Here is an 18,947-nt window from a genome sequence, read left to right as displayed (position 1 = left end):
ACGCCACGCCAAGCTACGGGCCAGCCCGCCCTGTGCTAGCGCCGGATCTGTTTCCTTAAGCCGCCGGCGAGCGCTGCAAAACCACTGCCGGGCCGCAGCCCCTCGCGCATGAAAAAGGCGCGGAGCGGCGCGAATCCGCCGAGCACGCCAAGGCCAGCACTGCGCGCCATCTGTGCCGGCAGCATCTGCGAGAGCAGCGATTTGTTGAGCAGGTTGACCGCATTGCTGCGCGCCAGGATGTCGGGCCGGCGCTTGAAATCATAGGCTGCGAGGGCCTTGACGGCGCCCGGGTCGTCCCTGTTTTTGCAAGTAATTCCAATCAGATCATCGATATCCCTGATACCAAGGTTGAGACCTTGCGCGCCGATCGGCGGAAACACATGGGCGGCTTCGCTGACAAGTGCCACCCGGTTGCGCGCGAAGCACCGCGGCGTCACGCCGGAAAGCTGGTAGACCTGCCGCCCGGGTTCGACGGAAACCCGGCCCAGCATCGATTGCATCCGCTGTTCGACCCGCATCGAAAGCGCCGCGTCGTCCAGTGCGGCGAGTTCCTTCGCCGTTTCCGGCTCTACCACCCAGACAAGGCTGGACCGGTTGCCGGCCAGGGGAACCTGAGTGAACGGGCCGGTCTCGGTGTGGAACTCGGTCGACGTGAAAGAGTGGTCGCTGCGATGGCCGAAATTGAGAACCAATGCCGCCTGCGGATAGGACCGCGCCGACGTCGAGATGCCGGCAGCCTCGCGGGCCGGCGACAAACGGCCATCGGCAGCGACGGCCAGCGATGCCGTGATCTCGCTGCCGTCAGGCAGGATCGCATGCGCATGGTCGCCGTCCAGGCGCCAGGTCTCCACCATCGCTTTTCGCCATTCGATGCCGGAATGGGCGGCAACAACACTGGCAAGCGCGGGGTTGAGCGCACTATTGGGTAAATTCAGCCCGAACTGCTGCTCGCCGATTTCGCTGGCGCGGAAAATGACCACCGGGCTGCGGATCAGCCGGCTGGTTGCATCGACGATGCGCATCACCTTCAGCGGTGCGGCCTGGGACCTCACCGCATCGAGGACGCCCAACCGCTCGAGGATCTTCAGGGCCGGGTTCATCAGGGCCGTCGTGCGGCCGTCCTGGCCATTTGCCTCGGGTCCGACGAGCGTCACGGGAAAGCCGGCGTCTGCGAAACCAAGCGCTGCAATCAGCCCTGCCGGGCCACTGCCGGCCACCAGTATCCGTGCTGTTTCCCGACGGTCCAATTCGGCTTCCCGGTTGCGATGCGAGGCGGTCGGTCCGACCTGAGGAGCATATAGATCAGATCATGCGGCTTGATCAACGCGGCGATTCGGCCCATTCGACTGCCATGACCGCCGAAGACCATGATTTCAGTCATCTCGACCGTTTCGGCCGCGCAGCGGCGCGCGTCTCGCGCAATCCTCGACCGGCGGTGAACATCGTTTTGGGCGCAGCCGTCGTCCTGGCATGGCTGTTGCTTGGCGCCATGGCCATACGTGGCGCCGAAAGCCGGGTTCCGGGTGTGGATGCACCCGGCGACACGATGCTCAGGCACCTGCCGGGGCTGCCGCTGCCGGATCTTCTCGAGCGCTTCTTCAGCCTTTGTCTTGCACCTGCGCCGCTCGACGGCGGCGTCGGCGCGCAGGCCGGAGCGCTCATCGTCATGTGGTTCCTGATGGCGGTCGCCACCATGCTGCCTTCGGCGGCGCCGATGATCCGCACCTATTGCGAGATTGCCGATACCGCGCGGATCAAGGGCGAAGCGGTCGTCCATCCGCTGATCCTGGTCGCCGGTTACCTCAGCGTGTGGTTGGCTGCGTCGGCAGTGTTTGCGGCGCTGACGCTCATCGTTCACGCCTTCGCCTCATCTGTGCAGATGCTCGATCCGGTGGTCGGAGCGACAGGAGCGGCTGCGCTTCTGGTTGCTGGCCTCTATCAGTTCAGCGGCCTGAAGGAAGCCTGCCTGACAAACTGCAAAAGCCCGTTCTCGATCCTGTTTTCGAACTGGAGCGCGAGGCCCAGCCGCATTTTCCGGCTCGGCATGGAGCAGGGCGTCTGGTGCCTCGGCTGCTGCTGGGCGCTGATGCTGGTGATGTTCGCCGTCGGTGTGATGAACGTGTTCTGGTTGGCGTTGATCGGCCTGTTCACCTTGATCGAAAAACAGACGGCGGGCAGGCTGCCAACCCGGGTCGCCGGTGCGATACTGCTTGTCTGGGCAACCGCCCTGCTAGTAGTCTCGGCATAGGGAGAGAATTCTATGGCGGATCAAGGCTGGGCAATGAAAGGAGAGTTGGTGCTCTCCTGCAATTGCACGGTTTTTTGTCCTTGCGTGCTCTCTCTCGGCAGTCATCCGCCGACCGAGGGCTATTGTCAGACCTGGGCGGGGTTCCGCATCGATGCCGGCCATTTCGGCGAGGTCGAGCTGTCCGGCCTCAATCTTGGGCTGGTCATGGAAATCCCCGGCTATATGAGCCGCGGCAACTGGACCGCCGGACTGTTCATCGACAAGCGCGCCTCAGTCTACGCGGTAAAGGCGCTGACCAGGATTTTCACCGGCAAGGCTGGCGGGACCACCTCGCTGCTCTCCATCCTGGTCGGAAAGTTCCTCGGCGTCGAGCGGGCGCCGATCACCTATGAGACGCGCGACAGGACCCGAATCTTCCAGATCCCGAAGATCATCGATGGAGCCGTAACGCCGATTTCCGGCAAGGACCGCGACAAGGATACGGTGATCAGCAATTCGGAGTACTGGATCGCACCGGAAATCATCGTCGCCAGGTCCGACAAGAGCAAGATGCGGGCCTTCGGCCGCAACTGGAATTTTGCCGGCCGCTCGGCCGAAATCTGCAAGCTGGACTGGCGGGGCCCGTGAGCAAAAAAACAACGGCCAGAAAAATCACGGCCGGAAAAATCACGGCCAGGAAAATCGCCGACAAGATTCCGAGGCCGAAGAAGAAAGTCACATGGCCGCAGGCGCGCGCGTTTTCGGTGCATCTGCTGACCGCATCAGGCTCGTTCCTGGCGTTCCTGTCGCTGGTGGCGGCGAGCGAGCAGCGCTGGACGGCGATGTTCTGGTGGCTGGGGCTGGCGCTGTTCGTCGACGGCATCGACGGGCCGATCGCAAGGAAGCTCGAGGTCAAGGAAATCCTGCCGACGTGGTCGGGCGAACTCCTCGACAACATCATCGATTACGTCACCTATGTGCTGATACCGGCCTTCGCGCTTTACCAGCGCGGCTTCATGGGCGAGGGCCTGTCGTTCCTGTCGGCGGCGATCATCGTCGTGTCGAGCGCGATCTACTATGCCGACACCGGGATGAAGACCAAGGAGAATTTCTTCAAGGGGTTTCCCGTGGTCTGGAACATGGTGGTGTTCACGCTGTTCGTCATCGAGCCGGGACAATGGGTTTCCTTCGCCGTGGTCGTGGTGGCCGGCATCCTGACCTTTGTGCCGATCAATTTCATCCACCCGGTGCGGGTGGCGCGGCTGCGGCCGATCAACCTTGGCATGACGCTGCTATGGTGCGCTTTCGGAGCGCTGGCGCTGGCGCAGGCAGCTCTTGCCGCCTTCTACGACCAGATCGGCGTCCTGGGCGAGCAGGTGAGTGTCTTCACCAAAATCGGCATCACGGTCACCGGACTTTACCTCGCATGCATCGGCGGTATCATGCAGCTCTTTCCAACGCTCGGCGCCAAGAAAACCTGATCCCATAGAGTCTGGTCCCAAGAGAGCCTCATCAATGTCCAAAGCAATACGCATCCACACCCATGGCGGTCCGGAGGTCCTGACCTATGAGGACGCCGATCCGGGCCAACCCGGCTCGGGGCAAATCTTGGTCAGGCACACGGCGATCGGCCTCAATTTCATCGACGTCTATCATCGCTCCGGCCTTTACCCGCCGCCAGGCGGTTTCCCGCTGATACCCGGCGGCGAGGCGGCCGGGGTGGTGGTGGAAGTGGGCGCGGACGTCGACTGGCTGAAGCCGGGCGATCGCATCGCCTACGCCGTGACGACTGGCGCCTACGCCAAACAACGCGTGATCGCCGCCGATCGCGTCGTCAAGGTGCCGGACGGCATCAGCGACGAACAGGCGGCCGCCATGATGCTGAAAGGGATGACGGCGGAATATCTGCTGCGCCGTACCTTCGAGGTGAAGGGGGGCGACACGATCCTGTTTCACGCGGCGGCCGGCGGCGTCGGGCTGATCCTCGGCCAATGGGCCAAGCATCTCGGCGCAACCGTGATCGGCACCGCCAGCTCCGCCGACAAGATCGAGCTCGCCAAGGCGCATGGCTTCGACCACGTCATCAACTACCGCGAGCAGGACTTCGTCGCCGGCGTCCTCGCTATCACCGGCGGCAAGAAGTGCGACGTCGTCTATGATTCGGTCGGCAACGACACCTTTCCGGCTTCGCTCGACTGCCTGAAGCCGCTCGGCATGTTCGCCAGCTTCGGCCAATCGTCGGGACCGGTCCCGCCGTTCAGCATGTCCTTGCTGGCGCAGAAAGGTTCGCTGTTTGCAACCCGTCCAACACTGTTCGTCTACAACGCCAGGCGCGAAGACCTGGAGGCGTCCGCCGCCGCGCTGTTCGAAATCGTGCTCAGCGGCGCGGTCAAGATCAAGATCAATCAGCGCTACGCGCTCCAGGACGCCGGCAGGGCGCATTCCGACCTCGAAGGCCGCAGGACGACCGGGACAACCATTTTTGTCCCCTGAGCCTTGCCATCGCTTGGAGCGACCTGCGTCCACTTGGACGCACAAAAGCACGCTCTGACATTTTGAATCTGCGCATCGTGCTTTCCGAAAATCGATTTCGATTTTCGGGCCGATGCGTTAGGTTTCCGCTGAAATTCTTGAAGCTCTTTCAAGACGGGTGCCGCTTTGCGACGACAGCAGGCCACGCATACCATGCCTGCGGGAACACAGAACATATCTGGCAAACCAGATGGGAGGCACTGTGAGTGCAAATCAGGACGACGCCAACCTGCTTGAGGTTCGTGGCCTTACCAAGACGTTCGGCACACTGACAGCGTGCGACCATATCGATCTCATCGTCGCAAAAGGCGAAATCCATGCGTTGCTCGGCGAGAACGGCGCCGGCAAGTCGACGCTCGTCAAAATGCTGTTCGGAACGCTGGAGCCCAATTCGGGCGAGATTTTCTGGAACGGCCAGGCGGTCACGATCACCAATCCCGGCTTTGCGAAGAAGCTTGGTATCGGCATGGTGTTCCAGCATTTTTCGCTGTTCGAGGCACTGACGGCGGCCGAGAACATCGCGCTGTCGCTGGACGACGGTTCGCCGATCAGCACGATCGCCGCGAAGGCGAGGGCGCTTTCCTATAGCTACGGCCTGCCGCTCGATCCGCAATCGCTGGTCGGCGACCTCTCGGTCGGTGAGCGCCAGCGTATCGAGATCATCCGCTGTCTGCTGCAGACGCCGCAGCTCATCATCCTCGACGAGCCGACCTCGGTGCTGACGCCGCAGGAAGCCGACAAGCTGTTCGAGACGCTCGAACGGCTGCGCTCGGAAGGAAAGTCCATCCTCTACATTTCGCACCGGCTGGAAGAGGTCAAGCGTATCTGCGACCGCGCTACCGTGCTGCGCCACGGCAAGGTCGTTGGCCATTGCAATCCGCGCAAGGAAACCGCGGCATCGCTGGCGCGCATGATGGTCGGCAACGACGTGCAGGCCGTGGTGCGCGCGCCGGCCCAGGGTATCGAGACTGCGCAGCCGCTGCTTGAAATCCGCGCGCTCAGCCGCAAGCCCGCAACGCCGTTCTCGATCCCGCTCAGAAACATCAACCTGGCCGTACGCGCCGGCGAAGTGATCGGCATTGCAGGCGTCGCCGGCAACGGCCAGGGCGAGTTCTTCGAATCCGTTTCCGGTGAGGTGCCGCAGCAGGATGCCGCCTCGGTGCGTATCCGCGGCAAGGACGCCGGCCACCTCAGCATCACCGGCAGACGGCTGATGGGCTCTGCCTTCGTGCCGGAAGAGCGGCTCGGCCACGGTGCAGCACCGCGCATGAAGCTTTCGGAAAACCTGCTGCTGTCGCGCCATGCCACCGACGGCAAGGTTTTTGTCGGCGCCGGCGGAATGGTCAAAAGCGATGCGATCTATGCAGCTGCCCAACGCATCATCAAGGCGATGGATGTGCGCAAGAGCGCTGCGGACCCGGAGGCGGCAGCGCTTTCAGGCGGCAACCTGCAGAAATTCATCGTCGGCCGCGAACTCGACCGCAGGCCAAGCGTCATGGTCGTCAATCAGCCGACCTGGGGCGTCGACGCCGGTGCGGCCGCCCATATCAGGCAGACGCTTATCGAATTGGCGCGCAGCGGCTCGGCAGTGCTGGTCATCAGCCAGGATCTCGACGAATTGTTCGAGATATCCGACGCGATCGCGGTGATGCACAATGGCGAGTTGTCGAAGCCTTTGCCGATCGCCGAGGCGACGTTCGAAAAGATCGGACTGCTGATGGGCGGGGCCGAGCCGGGCCACGCCGAACACGCTCTGGAGACGTCATGATGCGCCTCGAACTCGTCAAACGGCCGCAGCGCTCGATGCTGTTCTCGGCGCTGTCGCCCTTCATTGCATTCGTGCTGACGATCATTGCCGGCGCCATCCTGTTCGCGCTGCTTGGCGTCAATCCCTTGAAGGCGTTCCAAATCTACTTCCTCGAGCCTGTCAGTCAGGTCTGGCAGCTGCATGAGCTGGCGATCAAGGCGGCACCGCTCATCCTGATCGGGGTCGGCCTGTCGGTTTGCTACAGAGCCAACATCTGGAACATCGGCGCGGAAGGCCAGTTCATCCTGGGCGGCATCGTCGGATCGAGCATTCCGGTGCTGTTTCCGCAGTTTGAAGGGCCGCTGGTGCTGCCGCTGATGCTGCTGTTCGGCATGGTCGGCGGTGCCGCCTACGCCGCCATTCCCGCCCTGCTCAAGGCGCGCTTCAACACCAACGAGATCCTGACCAGCCTGATGCTGGTCTATGTCGCGCAGCTGTTCCTCGACTGGCTGGTGCGCGGGCCGTGGCGCGATCCGAAGGGTTTCAATTTCCCGCAGACGATACAGTTCAACGACTCGGCGATATTGCCGGAACTGATGCCGGCCTCCGGCCGCGCCAATTGGGGTTTCGTGTTCGCGCTGGTCGCGGCGGTGCTGATCTGGATCCTGATGAGCCGCATGCTGAAAGGCTTTGAGGTCCGCGTGCTCGGCTCAAGCCCCAGGGCAGGGCGCTTCGCCGGCTTCGGCATCCACCGGATGGTGTTCTTCGCCTTCATGCTGTCGGGGGCACTGGCCGGACTTGCCGGCATCTCGGAAGTCTCCGGCGCCATCGGCCAGCTGCAGCCGGTGATTTCGCCCGGCTACGGCTTTGCCGCCATCATCGTTGCGTTCCTCGGCCGGCTCAATCCATTAGGCATTGTCGCGGCGGGCCTGGTGCTGGCGCTGACCTATCTTGGCGGCGAGGCGGTGCAAAGCGCGCTCGGCATCTCCGACAAGGTGGCGCGCGTGTTCCAGGGCATGCTCCTGTTCTTCGTGCTCGGCTGCGACACGCTCATTCACTACCGCATTCGTCTGATCGGCCTGGCTGCGCCGACGCTTGAAGCCGCGCCGAAGCTGGAGGAGGCCCGCTGATGGACATCACCGTCAACATTCTTTTGACCATCGCAACCGCGGCGACGCCTTTGCTGATCGCGGCGATCGGCGAGCTGGTGGTCGAACGTTCCGGCGTGCTCAATCTCGGCGTCGAAGGCATGATGATCATGGGGGCGGTCGGCGGTTTCGGCGCCGGCTATCTCACCGGATCGCCATGGATCGGGTTGTTGGCGGCGATCGCCCTGGGTGCGGTGTTTTCACTGCTGTTCGCCGTCATGACCTTGTCGCTGGCCACTAACCAGGTGGCGACCGGCCTGTCGCTGACACTGCTCGGCCTAGGGCTTTCCGGCATGATGGGCACCAGCTTTGTCGGCCAGCCCGGCGCGAGGCTGCCAAACCTCGACATTCCCGGCCTGACGGCGATGCCCGTCATCGGCAGGTTGTTGTTCGGCCAGGACCCGATATTCTACATCTCGATTGCATTGACCGCCGCCGTCATGTGGTTCCTGTTCAAGACCCGCACCGGGCTGACGCTGCGCTCGATCGGCGACAGCCACACATCGGCCCATGCACTTGGCATCAAGGTCATCCGCTACCGCTATCTGGCAGTGATCTTCGGCGGCGCCTGTGCGGGCCTTGCCGGGGGCCACCTGTCGCTGGTCTATACGCCGCAATGGGTGGAGAACATGACCGCCGGGCGCGGCTGGATTGCGCTGGCGCTGGTCGTGTTCGCATCATGGCGGCCATGGCGCGTGCTGGCGGGCGCCTATATCTTCGGCGCGGTCTGGATCGGCCAGCTTCATGCACAGGCTTTCGGCATTCCGGTTCCCTCGCAACTGCTTTCTTCGTTGCCCTATCTGGCAACCATCGTGGTTCTCGTTCTAATCTCGCGCAACAAGCGTTTGACGATGATGAACACACCGGCTTCCTTGGGGCAGCCATTCGTTCCGGATCGCTGACGATAAAAAAGACAAACGGGAAGCTCCAAGGCTTAACTCAGAGAGGTAACACGATGAAAAAACTGCTTATTGCGCTGATGACCGCGGCGGCGGCATTGTCGCTGGCGGCGACCGCCGAAGCGCAGGAAAAGCTGAAAGCCTGTTGGGTCTATACCGGCCCGATCGGTGATTTCGGCTATTCGTACCAGCATGACCAGGGCCGCCTGGACGTGGAGAAGGCGCTCGGCGACAAGGTCGAGACCGCTTATCTGGAGAACGTCTCCGAGGGTCCCGATGCCGATCGTGCCTTCGAGCGCCTGGCGCGCGAAGGGTGCAAGATCATTTTCGGTACGTCCTTCGGCTTCATGGACCCCGAAGTGAAGGTCGCCAAGAAATTCCCCGACGTGATGTTCGAACACGCGACCGGCTACAAGACATCAGAAAATCTCGGCATCTACAACGCACGCTTCTACGAAGGCCGCTACATCCTCGGCCAGATCGCCGCCAAGCAATCGAAGTCGGGCGTCGCCGGCTACATCGTTTCGTTCCCGATTCCCGAAGTGGTGATGGGTATCAATTCCTTCATGCTCGGCGCCCAGTCGATCAAGCCGGATTTCAAGGCGAAGATCGTCTGGATCAATTCATGGTTCGATCCGGGCAAGGAAGCCGATGCCGCCAAGGCTCTGTTCGACCAGGGCGCCGACATCATCGTCCAGCACACCGACTCGACCGCTGCCCTGCAAGTCGCCGAAGAGCGCGGACTGCAGGGCTTCGGCCAGTCTTCGGACATGATCAAGTTCGCCCCCAAGGCGCAGTTGACCTCGATCGTCGACGATTGGGGCCCGTACTATATCGGCCGGGTGAAGGCCGCGCTCGACGGCACATGGAAACCCGGCAATGTCTGGCTGGGCATCAAGGACGGCGCCGTTAAAATGGCCCCTTACACCAACATGCCCGACGACGTGAAGGCGATGGCGGAAGCCACCGAGAAGAAGATCGTCGAAGGATGGAACCCGTTCACCGGCCCGATCGCCAAGCAGGACGGCACGCCGTGGCTGAAGGAAGGCGAAGTCGCCGACGACCCGACGCTGCTCGGCATGAACTTCTACGTCAAGGGCGTCGACGACAAGCTGCCGCAGTAAGCGCAAGATGGGCCAAAATCTTGACAGGAAGGGCGCCGCGCGGCGCCCTTTCGTTTAGCAAGAGCCCGAAATAGGGATCGATTTCGGGAAGGGTCATGCGCAAAATCAGGTGTTATGTTATGCGGCGTCCTTTGCCGCCCGAAAGGACGCGGCGCCGTAGGGCGAGATGCGGTCAGACCGCTGAGCCGTAAAGATCGTAGGCGTCGGCACGGTCGATCTTGACGGTGACGACATCGCCGGCGCGCAACGGACGCCGCGACTGGATATGCACCGAGCCGTCGATTTCGGGTGCGTCGTATCTGGTGCGGCCCTTCGCCGAGGTGCCATGCGCCTCGTCGATCAGCACTGGCAGACGCTTGCCGACCTTCCTGGCGAGTTGCGTTGCCGAGATCTTCTGCTGGCGCTGCATGAAACGGTGCCAGCGCGCCTCCTTGATCTCCTGCGGTACCTGTTCGAGGCCGAGGTCGTTGGAGCGGGCGCCCCTGACCGGCTCGTATTTGAAGCAGCCGGCGCGGTCGATCCTGGCTTCGTCCAGCCAGTCGAGCAGCATCTCGAAATCGTCGTCCGTCTCGCCGGGGAAGCCGACGATGAAGGTGGAGCGGATCGCCAGATCCGGACAGATTTCGCGCCAGCCGCGAATGCGGTCGAGCGTCTTTTCGCCATGGGCGGGCCGACGCATGTTCTTCAGCACTCGCGGCGAGGCGTGCTGGAAAGGAATGTCGAGGTAGGGAAGGATCGTTCCTTCGGCCATCAGCGGGATGACATCGGCGACATGCGGGTAGGGATAGACGTAGTGCATGCGTACCCAGACGCCGAGCTTGCCGAGTTCCTCCGACAGATCGAGGAATTTGGCCCGCACTTCGCGATCGCCGAACATGCTGGTCTGGTATTTGATGTCGATGCCGTAGGCGCTGGTGTCCTGCGAGATCACCAGGATTTCCTTGACGCCGGCCTTGGCCAGTTTCTCGGCCTCGCGCAGCACGTCGGCCGCCGGCCGCGAAACGAGATCGCCGCGCAACGCCGGGATGATGCAGAACGTGCAGCGGTTGTTGCAGCCCTCCGAAATCTTGAGATAGGCATAGTGGCGCGGCGTGAGCTTGACGCCTTGCGGCGGCAACAGATCGACATAGGGATCGTGGCTCGGGGGCGCGGCCTCATGCACTGCGGCCATCACGCTCTCGTAGGCCTGCGGACCGGTGATGGCGAGAACGTTGGGATGTTTTTCGCGGATGACGTCCGGTTCGGCGCCGAGACAGCCGGTGACGATGACCCTGCCGTTCTCCGAAAGGGCGGAGCCGATGGCATTGAGCGATTCATCGCGAGCCGAATCGAGAAAGCCGCAGGTGTTGACGACGACAAGATCGGCGCCGTCATGCTTGCGCGCGATCTCATAGCCCTCGGCGCGCAGGCGGGTGATGATGCGCTCCGAGTCCACGAGGGCTTTGGGGCATCCAAGGCTGACGAAACTGACGCGAGGGGCAGACATTTGCGGTTTCCAATGGACGCGGGCCGGAAACCCTTAGGCCCGGCCCGGAAGTCTCGATGCATGTTGATCTTTTGAACTTTCGCAGAAGCTCAATTCGCACGGCGCAATAGCATAGTTCCGCAATCAGGCAAACCGAGGAATGGCTTGGCGCCTCGGGCGGGCCTGCACTGCTAAGACCGGCACTGCTCAGGTTTCAATGACCGCCCGGCCCGAACCAGGGCGCCAGGAACGCAAACTGTTCGGGCCACTGCTGCACAGCACCATCCAGAAGCATCTTCACGGCGACATAGAAAATGATCACCAGGCCGATATAGGCGATCCAGCGGTACTTATGCAGGAGGCGAGCGACAAACGAAGCGGCGAAGCCCATCAGCGCAATCGACAGCGCCAAGCCGATGATCAGGACCGTCGGATGGTCCATCGCCGCGCCGGCGACTGCAAGGACGTTGTCGAGAGACATCGAAACGTCGGCAATGACGATCTGCCAGGCTGCCTGAGCGAAGGTCTTGCGCGGCCCCTTGCCGCCAATCGTCCCGCTTTTGTCATAATCGACATTCGACAACGCTTCCGTCGCGTCATGTTCCTGCTCGTAGCTGACACGCAACTCGCGCCACATCTTCCAGCACACCCAAAGCAGCAGCAGGCCGCCGGCTATGAGGAGAATGGGGCCGATGGTGAGAAGCCACTGGGTGATCAGAGCGAAGAAGATGCGAAGCACGGTGGCCGCCGCAATGCCGACGAGAATCGCCTTCTTGCGCTGATCCGACGGCAGGCCCGCCGCAGCAAGGCCGATGACGATGGCATTGTCGCCGGCAAGCACAAGGTCGATGGCAATGACCTGGAGCAGGGCCGCGAGGCCGGCGGCGGTAAAAATTTCCATCAGCTGGAATTTCCTTGCTTGGTCGCCAATCGTTCGTGCCCGGACGCCCTAACGTGTATGGTTCCCGTGCGTCAAGGCTCCATGGCGATAAAGACGGCAAACTGCCTATCGCGGGCGACATCTCCAGCAGCCGGTGAAAGCTGCCAATCGAACGCCCCGGTCGTCAGGACGCATTGCACCGCAGACGTCCGCTCACAGTGCAGGCCTCAAACGAGGGTGGAGCGCAGAGGACAGGGTTGAAGCGCGCCGCCAGCGCAATAGATTTCGGGGACCGAAGGGTACGATGCCTAAAGCGTTCCTCACAGGAGAGGCTCGTGATGTCCGACGACAACACACCCGTCCTTTCCGGGGCGCCAATCCTTTCCGGGGCAATCGGGGAGTACCGCGAGTTCGTTCCTGCGGCCGCACTCGAAGGGCATTTCCAGTGTGCCTGGTCCAATACATTGCGAGCTGATGCGGCATTGCGACCGGACGCGGGGAGCCTGTCGGCCGTGGTCCCCGACGGCTGCGTCGACATCACCTGGATCGACGGCGATCTGGTCGTGGCGGGCCCCGACGTGGCCGTTGCCCTCTCTACTCTGACACCTGGCTCTACGGTGATCGGCGCCCGCTTCCGACCGGGTGCGGCAAGCCGATGGCTCGGCCTGCCGATGTCGGAAATCGTCGGCGGCCGGGTGGCGCTCAGCCACTTCTGGGGAGCGCTTGCGCGCGAAATCGCCGAAAAAATTGGCGAGGCGTCCTCGACGATAGAGCGGATGCGGGCGATGCAAGCGGCACTCTGCAGGCTTGCGCCGGATGTCGAGCCGCCGCCTGCGGACATGGGATTTGCCTTCAACGCGCTGAAAACCGAATCCGCCGGTCCGGGCATGGCGGTGATCCTCGACCGGCTCGACGTCAGCCCGCGAACGCTTCGCCGCCGCTGCCAGGAGGCTTTCGGCTATGGCCCGAAGACGCTCGACCGCATCCTCCGCTTCCAGCGGTTCCTGAACCTGGCGTGGCAGTCCACCGAGCCGCGCCTGGCCGGTCTGGCGTTCGAGGCGGGCTATTCCGACCAGGCGCATCTGACGCGCGAGGTGCGGCGCCTGTCGGGCTTCTCGCCGGCGACGGTTCTGCGGCAGCTCGGCGCCTGAGCTGGCCGTTTCGTTCAATACGCCACCGCCAACGCGGCCTAGTCTGCCTTCGTTGAAAGGAGGCAGATATGACGATCTACAAATCCCGCATCATCACCGTGTCCATCGACCGGGACTGGCGCGAAGTCTATGACTTCGCCTCCATCCCTGAGAATTTCCAGCGCTGGGCGGCAGGCCTCGGCAGGCGCTTCGAAAGATCGGGCGAGGAATGGACCGCGGAGGACCCCGACGGCCGGCCCATCCGCATCCGCTTCTCCCGGCCGAACGAATACGGCGTCCTCGATCACATCGTCTTTGCCGATGACAAGGAAACCCGCAATGCGGTGCGCGTGGTTCCTAACGGGACCGGCGCGGAGGTCATGTTCGTGCTGTTGAGGACGCCGGACATGACGGAGGAGATATTCGCTGCCGACGCCGAGGCCGTGCAGCGCGACCTCAACAGCCTGAAGGCAATGCTCGAGCGCTGAGCATCCAAAAACCGCGAAAGGAGAAGATCATGGCCAAATCCAGCAACGACAAGCGCATCGATTATGTCGAATTTTCCGTCGGCGACATCGCGCGCTCGCGCGACTTCTATGGAAAGGCGTTCGGCTGGTCCTTCAAGGACTACGGGCCGACCTATTGCGAGTTCAACGACGGCCGCCTGACCGGCGGCTTCGCTCTGGGTAGCCAGGGCAAGGCGGCAGGCGGACCGCTGGTGATCCTTTATGCCGACAAGCTCGACGAGACCCAGCGCCATGTCGAGGAGGCCGGCGGAAAGATCGTCAAGCCCGCCTATTCCTTCCCGGGCGGCCGCCGCTTCCATTTCTCCGATTCGGACGGCTACGAGCTGGCCGTGTGGTCGGACAAGTGAAGAAGGTGAGGGGCGCCGAGCCGAGTCCGGCGCCTCTTCGCATGGTTTGGGGGCGAATGGTTTAGGCGGGCCGCGCTCGGCGCCAGGAGCGGGGATTGAACACTGACCGGGCGAGCCACCAACGATCCGATTGCGCGGCTGGTGTCCCTGCGCTGAACCCCTTGGAGATGCCTGCCGCTGCTGTTGTAACAAATTGATCTCGCATCGTATAAGGCTGGCCCGAGGACCATCGCATACCGCACGGCGCATGACGGAACCGACACGAACGACAATACGGCAAAGGCTGTATGCTTTTTTGATTGCAGGCCTGGGCGGGCTGGCCGCATCGGCAATCTCGTTTTCAATGACGCTCTACGAAGCTGCCCATCCGCCAAAGGTGCCGGTTGTGCAGGCAGGCCAGCAAATCGATGCCGGTCGCTGGTTTGTGACCTTGCGAACGGCACGTGTCGGAACCGTGCCGCCGACAGGCGTTCCCCCATCGCGGCCCGTGCAGCTTGTGATGGTGGACATGGATGTGGTGAACCGTTCCGCCACCCCCAACAACGTGCTCCATCGCGTCGTCACGCTCAGCGCGCCGGCGCAAAAGCTGCCGATGCCAACGGGTTATCTCGATCGTGACAAGTATCTGGCGGGATATTTCAATCCCAACATGCCGGAACGCCTGACCATGGCCTGGGAGTGGCCGGCCGGTGTGCCCGTGCCCGACAAGGTGACGATCACCGTCACCGGCCAGGTCTACAAGCTGCGCGACAATGTCTACGGCGCAAGCGGGTGGTTCGACCGTGATCCGGTTGCGACGGTCGACCTGCCGGTGGAGAAGGCGCCATGATGCGCATGCTGCGTTCGGCGCTGGCGCTGCTGTTGGCTGCCGCCGTGCTCTACGGCATGCAGCACACGCGCCCGCTGTACAGCGACATTACATCGCCGATAGTCGCTTCGGGCGGCATGAACAAGCGTGTGGAGGCCCGCGCCTTCGCGCTTTCGCTGGACAGCGCCAGGGTGGCGCGTGTGCTCAACGTCGAGACCTTCGGCAAGTCAAAGACCTACACGAGTTCCGGCGTATGGGTTGTCGTCGAAGGCGAGGCCGAGGCGAAATTCAAAACCCTGGGTCTCACATCGGGCGAGTGGCTGAGCCGCAGCGGCATCCGTTATGTCCTGACCGACCGCTTGTGGGCGACGATCGAAATGATGCCGGGCGATGTCTACCAGCCCGGGCTGCCACGCCGGGTCCTTCTGGTCTTCGAAGTGCCGGAGGATGCCGTCGCCGGCGGCACCGTCGTGGTCGCACCCACAAAATTGCTGCCGCTCGACGACGAGATCCGCATCGCCACGAATGTTTCCGGCAAGGACATCGAGCCGGCTATCATCATACGCCGCAACGAAGAAAGGCCGCCATGGACAGTTCTCCCGCAAAGGTGACGTCAACGCGGCGAGGCTACTGGCTGAGCATGATGGCGCTGGTGGTCGCACTGCCTGCCGCGCTGGCCGTGCAGACGTGGGGAAGCATCAAGGACTGGCCCTCCCAACATCTGCGCCAGCCGCTATCTGCGAGCCTGAGACAGCCGATCGATTATGCCGGCGCCAGCTGGACCGTGACACGCTTCACCAGACTGGCAGGCAGCGCGGGCAGCGCCGTCGTGCTTGCCGAATTCGAAGCTCTCGCTGCTGACCCGAAAGCGCTCGGCTCGGTACCTTGCGAGGTGCGGCTTTCCGATGGCAGCAGTCGCGAATGGCGGCCAACCCTGTTTGCCGATCCGGTGGTCAGGAAGCGGTATCCGGAGGCCGAGCAACGGTCCCTGTGCGGCGGCATGGCATTCGCGACGACGGAGCCCGGCAAACCGGCACGGATGGCTGCCAGCTTTTCGATCCCACCTGCGGCGAGCAGCCTCACGCTGTCGATTGCCCTCTACTCGGCGTTGCCGAGTTATCTCAGCGTCAGCGAGCCGCGGTCCTGACGCCATTCGCTGCGCCAGCCATGGCGACCGCGGTCTCGAGCACGGCTGCAAGCAGCGCGACCCGGACCGGGTCGAGCAGGATTCCTCCGTCGAGTTCGCTTGGGCTGCCGATGAACAGGCTGATGGCATCGGCGAAGATCTGCCAGGTCCCGAGATCGTGCGCTCCGATCAGCCTCGTCAGGCCATACCATGTCCAGGCGCCGGCCCAGGAGATGGCCTGATAGGCGATGACGAAGGTGACAAGCGTGGCCAGGCCGGCACTGAGCGTCAGCTTGACGCAAGTCCAGACCGGCGAATAGCGGCTGCGGTAACCGCCAACGAAGTGAGACGCGAAATCCTTCAGCCACTTCTGCCAGGAGGTCGCTCGGGGTGGCGCAGGACCGGGAGCGGCCGGCGCGGAAAGTTCATAGCCGTTGATGATCGCCGCCATCACCAGCCAGACCATCGGCAGCAATGCGAAGAAGAAAAGACTCTGAAGCTGCTCGCCGAAGGGAAGCGGCCGGAATTCCACTGGAACGAACTGGCCGGCCGCGACCGCCTGACTTACCGGCGCAAGCAAATCGAGGCTGAGTTGTTGCAGAGCGGCGCCTGCGCCAAGCCAGCGGATGAACTGGTCCTTCCATACGCCGAGCGCGTAGAGGCCGATGAAGACCCAGGTTGCGTCCGTCGCCACGATCAGCAGCCGCCAGTAGGGGTGAGACGCCCGCGCATTCAGTCGCTTGGCGGCAAAACGCACCAGCCAGCATATGACGATCGACAGTGCCACGCCGCTCGACTGAAGAATGGCGAAGATGTCGACGCTCTTGCCGAAATCGGCCTGGGCGAGCGCCATGCGCGAATATTCGCGAACCGTATCGCCAAGAAAACCCCAGGCGGCATAATAGGCGAAGAACGGCAGGATCGCAGCGGCGGTAATCGCCAAGACCGGCTCGCGCTTTGTTTCGTCCACTCCCTTTTTGGCTTTTTGCCTCAGTGCCGCCACCGCCGGCATATGCGGCCGAAGCACCACGAACATCATGACGAGCACCGTCAGCTTGGCGAGGACCACCAGCGACAGCATGACCATTCCGCCCAGCGGGAATTGGAGGCCGATCGTCACGGCGCCCTGAAGCAGCAGACCACGAGCGATCATACCCAGGCAGCCGACAAGCAATAGCTGCGGCCAGCACTGGACAAGGAACCTCGCGGTTAAGGCAAGCGGCCGATATATGTCCCCAATTGCCGTGGTCATCGCGTCGGCTTCGTGCTCCGATCCTGGATTTTGTTTCACCAAACGGTCCGCCTTCAGACCGTCGCGATCAAATTGAAACCACCTGGGGTTGAATACGATATCCTTTGGAATCACAGGGAAATCGAACCTGGCTCCTAACCGCATCGCAGCGTTGAGTTATTGCTATGCCCCGTGCGCAGTCAATAGCTTGTGCTTTTCGAAGATCGCCAGTTTCTGCGGATAAGTGATCCGCACCTTGGCGTTGCACCCGTCGCATCTGAAGTGGGCGATCGTTTTCAGCGCAGAGCCCTTCCTTACCGCCGGATGCGAGCAATCCGGACAAGCGAATGTGAGGGCAACATCAGACAGGTTTTCGGCCAAACCCATTTCCATCTCCTTCGCAAGCGCTGTGGCTACACTCTGGCGAGACTCAAAAGGCAATTACGATGCCAATCCGGCTGTGCCAAAGCGGGACTGGAACGATTCGTCAGGGAAACCCGCCAAGCTAGCGCGCCTGTTCTGCGCCCTTTGAACGACGAAGCGACCTGACCCCCTCCAGCAGTTCGCGCTCACTAGTCGTAATGTTTCGGAAGATTGCGACAATCATCACCGCCAAGGCTTCGGCATCCCGGCTCAAAGGGTCGATGTGTTCATCTGCGCAAACCTGATCGTACACGCGTTCACAAATAGCCAGATCGTGAGGGCTGAGGCGGGTGCGATTGAAACGCCGGTGCGGCATTGCGAACCTTCGAGGCTCGCTGCCCGTGCAAAAGAAGCGGGCCTTTGCACAAACGCGAACCGTCGGGTGGTTGTTCCCGGCTGCAAGCTTCTGTTGCACCGACCACCGGCAGGATCCGCATCTCGCCTCCACGCAATTACGCAACGTGCGTCGTGGGATGGCGTATAAATCCGTCTGTGGTCGTCATTTGACGACTGTTCAAAGCGGTATCCGTTGAGCATTCTCAGCGCCAAGCGCGGGGGCGGAGATGTTTTTCAAACAGAATCCACAGAATTCAATGGATCATCTAACAGACGATCCCATTATCCGCTGCGATATCGCAGATCGGGTATTAAAGGCCGCCGAGAGCGATGGGAATCTGCCGATTGCGTGGCGCGTGTACAGATCGCCGCAAGTTGCAGAAAAAACCCGTCAAACCCGCGCGTCTCCTGGTCCAATGCATGTTGCCCAAAAGCATGCCCTCGGGGCCGGACACGAGGGTGCGCAGCCGAGCGGCCGGCGCCGCTTGGGGGGCGTGGGGTAAGGACGCTCGACGGCGCCGGCCAGGCGGATTGGGGGTCCGCCGCCGTTGGATAGTACCGATTTTGGCAAATCAAGTAATTCCGTTATCGCGGAATGTCACGAGCCGGTCGACAACGCTCAGTCCTTTGCATCGTCATCGTCTTGCACAGAGCCATCGTTTTCATCTGCCTGGCTTTCAAACCCGGCCAACTGCCGGTCGGCCACTTCTTTGGCGAGGCCCACCAGGGCGTCGACCTCTTGCATCTGGTCCACATGACCGCCATTGGCGACATGTTTGCGGATCCTCTTCAGTTGGTCGGAGGTTCGTCGCAACGTTTGCGCGATTGACAGCTTCTTGGCCACGCCTGCATCTCCTGCATCCCAACCAACCATCCAGACGAGCAAGCGTTCCGGCTGGAAGGCTTTTGCGGCAAAAAAGTCGATACTCCATCGACCGGCTCGATACAGCCCTCGCAACTGCGACAGGCGGTCGTGGCATCAAAGGTGCGCCGCAAT

At 62.3% G+C, this 18,947-nt stretch carries 20 protein-coding genes; 14 read left to right on the top strand and 6 right to left on the bottom strand.

What is annotated here, in order from left to right; translation table 11 throughout:
* Window positions 1-35: 35 nt before the first annotated feature.
* On the bottom strand, window positions 36-1,247 hold the full coding sequence (locus tag AC0L28_RS15040; RefSeq protein ID WP_473478338.1) for a UbiH/UbiF family hydroxylase: 1,212 nt from the start codon (window positions 1,245-1,247) through the stop codon (window positions 36-38).
* 62 nt (window positions 1,248-1,309) lie between these two features.
* On the opposite strand from AC0L28_RS15040, the gene AC0L28_RS15035 reads away from it, so the two are divergent.
* The 8 genes from AC0L28_RS15035 (at window position 1,310) to AC0L28_RS15000 (ending at window position 9,677) form a co-directional block, all read left to right on the top strand.
* Window positions 1,310-2,248, top strand: coding sequence for a DUF2182 domain-containing protein (locus tag AC0L28_RS15035; RefSeq protein WP_473478335.1), 939 nt, complete (start codon window positions 1,310-1,312; stop codon window positions 2,246-2,248).
* 12 nt (window positions 2,249-2,260) lie between these two features.
* Entirely contained in the window at window positions 2,261-2,875 is a 615-nt protein-coding gene (locus tag AC0L28_RS15030; protein WP_473478332.1) for a DUF1326 domain-containing protein, read from the top strand.
* Complete coding sequence (gene pcsA, locus AC0L28_RS15025) at window positions 2,872-3,708, top strand: phosphatidylcholine synthase (protein ID WP_023801839.1); 837 nt, start codon at window positions 2,872-2,874, stop codon at window positions 3,706-3,708. The genes AC0L28_RS15030 and pcsA overlap by 4 nt, the downstream gene beginning before the upstream one ends.
* Window positions 3,709-3,742: 34 nt before the next feature.
* Window positions 3,743-4,720, top strand: coding sequence for a quinone oxidoreductase family protein (locus tag AC0L28_RS15020; protein WP_473478328.1), 978 nt, complete (start codon window positions 3,743-3,745; stop codon window positions 4,718-4,720).
* A gap of 229 nt (window positions 4,721-4,949) precedes the next feature.
* Window positions 4,950-6,527 (top strand): ABC transporter ATP-binding protein, encoded by a 1,578-nt coding sequence (locus AC0L28_RS15015; protein WP_473478325.1) that lies wholly within the window; start codon window positions 4,950-4,952, stop codon window positions 6,525-6,527.
* Entirely contained in the window at window positions 6,524-7,636 is a 1,113-nt protein-coding gene (locus AC0L28_RS15010) for an ABC transporter permease (protein WP_473478322.1), read from the top strand. Before AC0L28_RS15015 ends, AC0L28_RS15010 begins: the two co-directional genes overlap by 4 nt.
* Window positions 7,636-8,556 (top strand): ABC transporter permease, encoded by a 921-nt coding sequence (locus AC0L28_RS15005; RefSeq protein ID WP_077377988.1) that lies wholly within the window; start codon window positions 7,636-7,638, stop codon window positions 8,554-8,556. The genes AC0L28_RS15010 and AC0L28_RS15005 overlap by 1 nt, the downstream gene beginning before the upstream one ends.
* Before the next feature lie 53 nt (window positions 8,557-8,609).
* Window positions 8,610-9,677, top strand: a complete 1,068-nt coding sequence (locus AC0L28_RS15000; RefSeq protein WP_023801834.1) for a BMP family ABC transporter substrate-binding protein — start codon at window positions 8,610-8,612, stop codon at window positions 9,675-9,677.
* Between the two features lie 172 nt (window positions 9,678-9,849).
* Here AC0L28_RS15000 and rimO read toward each other — a convergent pair whose 3' ends face one another.
* A complete protein-coding gene (gene rimO / locus AC0L28_RS14995; protein WP_023801833.1) occupies window positions 9,850-11,163 on the bottom strand; it encodes a 30S ribosomal protein S12 methylthiotransferase RimO in 1,314 nt (437 codons plus the stop codon).
* 193 nt (window positions 11,164-11,356) lie between these two features.
* Window positions 11,357-12,043 (bottom strand): TerC family protein, encoded by a 687-nt coding sequence (locus AC0L28_RS14990; RefSeq protein WP_023801832.1) that lies wholly within the window; start codon window positions 12,041-12,043, stop codon window positions 11,357-11,359.
* 317 nt (window positions 12,044-12,360) lie between these two features.
* Between AC0L28_RS14990 and AC0L28_RS14985 the strand changes: the two genes are divergently transcribed.
* The 6 genes from AC0L28_RS14985 (at window position 12,361) to AC0L28_RS14960 (ending at window position 15,981) form a co-directional block, all read left to right on the top strand.
* Window positions 12,361-13,173 carry a DUF6597 domain-containing transcriptional factor gene (locus AC0L28_RS14985; protein WP_473478317.1) on the top strand — a complete coding sequence of 271 codons (813 nt, stop codon included), beginning with the start codon at window positions 12,361-12,363 and terminating at the stop codon, window positions 13,171-13,173.
* 68 nt (window positions 13,174-13,241) lie between these two features.
* Window positions 13,242-13,640: a hypothetical protein gene (locus AC0L28_RS14980; RefSeq protein WP_023801830.1), complete on the top strand. Its 399-nt coding sequence runs from the start codon at window positions 13,242-13,244 to the stop codon at window positions 13,638-13,640.
* Between the two features lie 29 nt (window positions 13,641-13,669).
* A complete protein-coding gene (locus AC0L28_RS14975; RefSeq protein WP_473478314.1) occupies window positions 13,670-14,026 on the top strand; it encodes a VOC family protein in 357 nt (118 codons plus the stop codon).
* A gap of 295 nt (window positions 14,027-14,321) precedes the next feature.
* Window positions 14,322-14,855, top strand: a complete 534-nt coding sequence (locus tag AC0L28_RS14970; protein ID WP_473478312.1) for a hypothetical protein — start codon at window positions 14,322-14,324, stop codon at window positions 14,853-14,855.
* Window positions 14,852-15,445, top strand: a complete 594-nt coding sequence (locus AC0L28_RS14965) for a hypothetical protein (protein WP_236373228.1) — start codon at window positions 14,852-14,854, stop codon at window positions 15,443-15,445. Before AC0L28_RS14970 ends, AC0L28_RS14965 begins: the two co-directional genes overlap by 4 nt.
* A complete protein-coding gene (locus tag AC0L28_RS14960; RefSeq protein ID WP_473478309.1) occupies window positions 15,421-15,981 on the top strand; it encodes a hypothetical protein in 561 nt (186 codons plus the stop codon). The genes AC0L28_RS14965 and AC0L28_RS14960 overlap by 25 nt, the downstream gene beginning before the upstream one ends.
* Here AC0L28_RS14960 and AC0L28_RS14955 read toward each other — a convergent pair.
* The 3 genes from AC0L28_RS14955 to AC0L28_RS14945 all read right to left on the bottom strand — a co-directional run bounded on the left by AC0L28_RS14955 (window position 15,962) and on the right by AC0L28_RS14945 (window position 18,794).
* Entirely contained in the window at window positions 15,962-17,113 is a 1,152-nt protein-coding gene (locus tag AC0L28_RS14955) for a hypothetical protein (protein ID WP_473478307.1), read from the bottom strand. The two genes, AC0L28_RS14960 and AC0L28_RS14955, sit on opposite strands and share 20 nt — an antisense overlap.
* A 261-nt stretch (window positions 17,114-17,374) precedes the next feature.
* The gene (locus tag AC0L28_RS14950; RefSeq protein ID WP_473478305.1) at window positions 17,375-17,578 is read right to left on the bottom strand and encodes a hypothetical protein; all 204 of its coding nucleotides are present in this window, start codon (window positions 17,576-17,578) and stop codon (window positions 17,375-17,377) included.
* A gap of 991 nt (window positions 17,579-18,569) precedes the next feature.
* A complete protein-coding gene (locus tag AC0L28_RS14945) occupies window positions 18,570-18,794 on the bottom strand; it encodes a hypothetical protein (protein WP_128172548.1) in 225 nt (74 codons plus the stop codon).
* Window positions 18,795-18,947: the final 153 nt, after the last annotated feature.

Source organism: Mesorhizobium sp. WSM4847, from assembly GCF_055811335.1.
The sequence above is the reverse complement of the archived record's forward strand: the minus strand, read 5'-3'. Positions and strand labels throughout refer to the sequence as shown.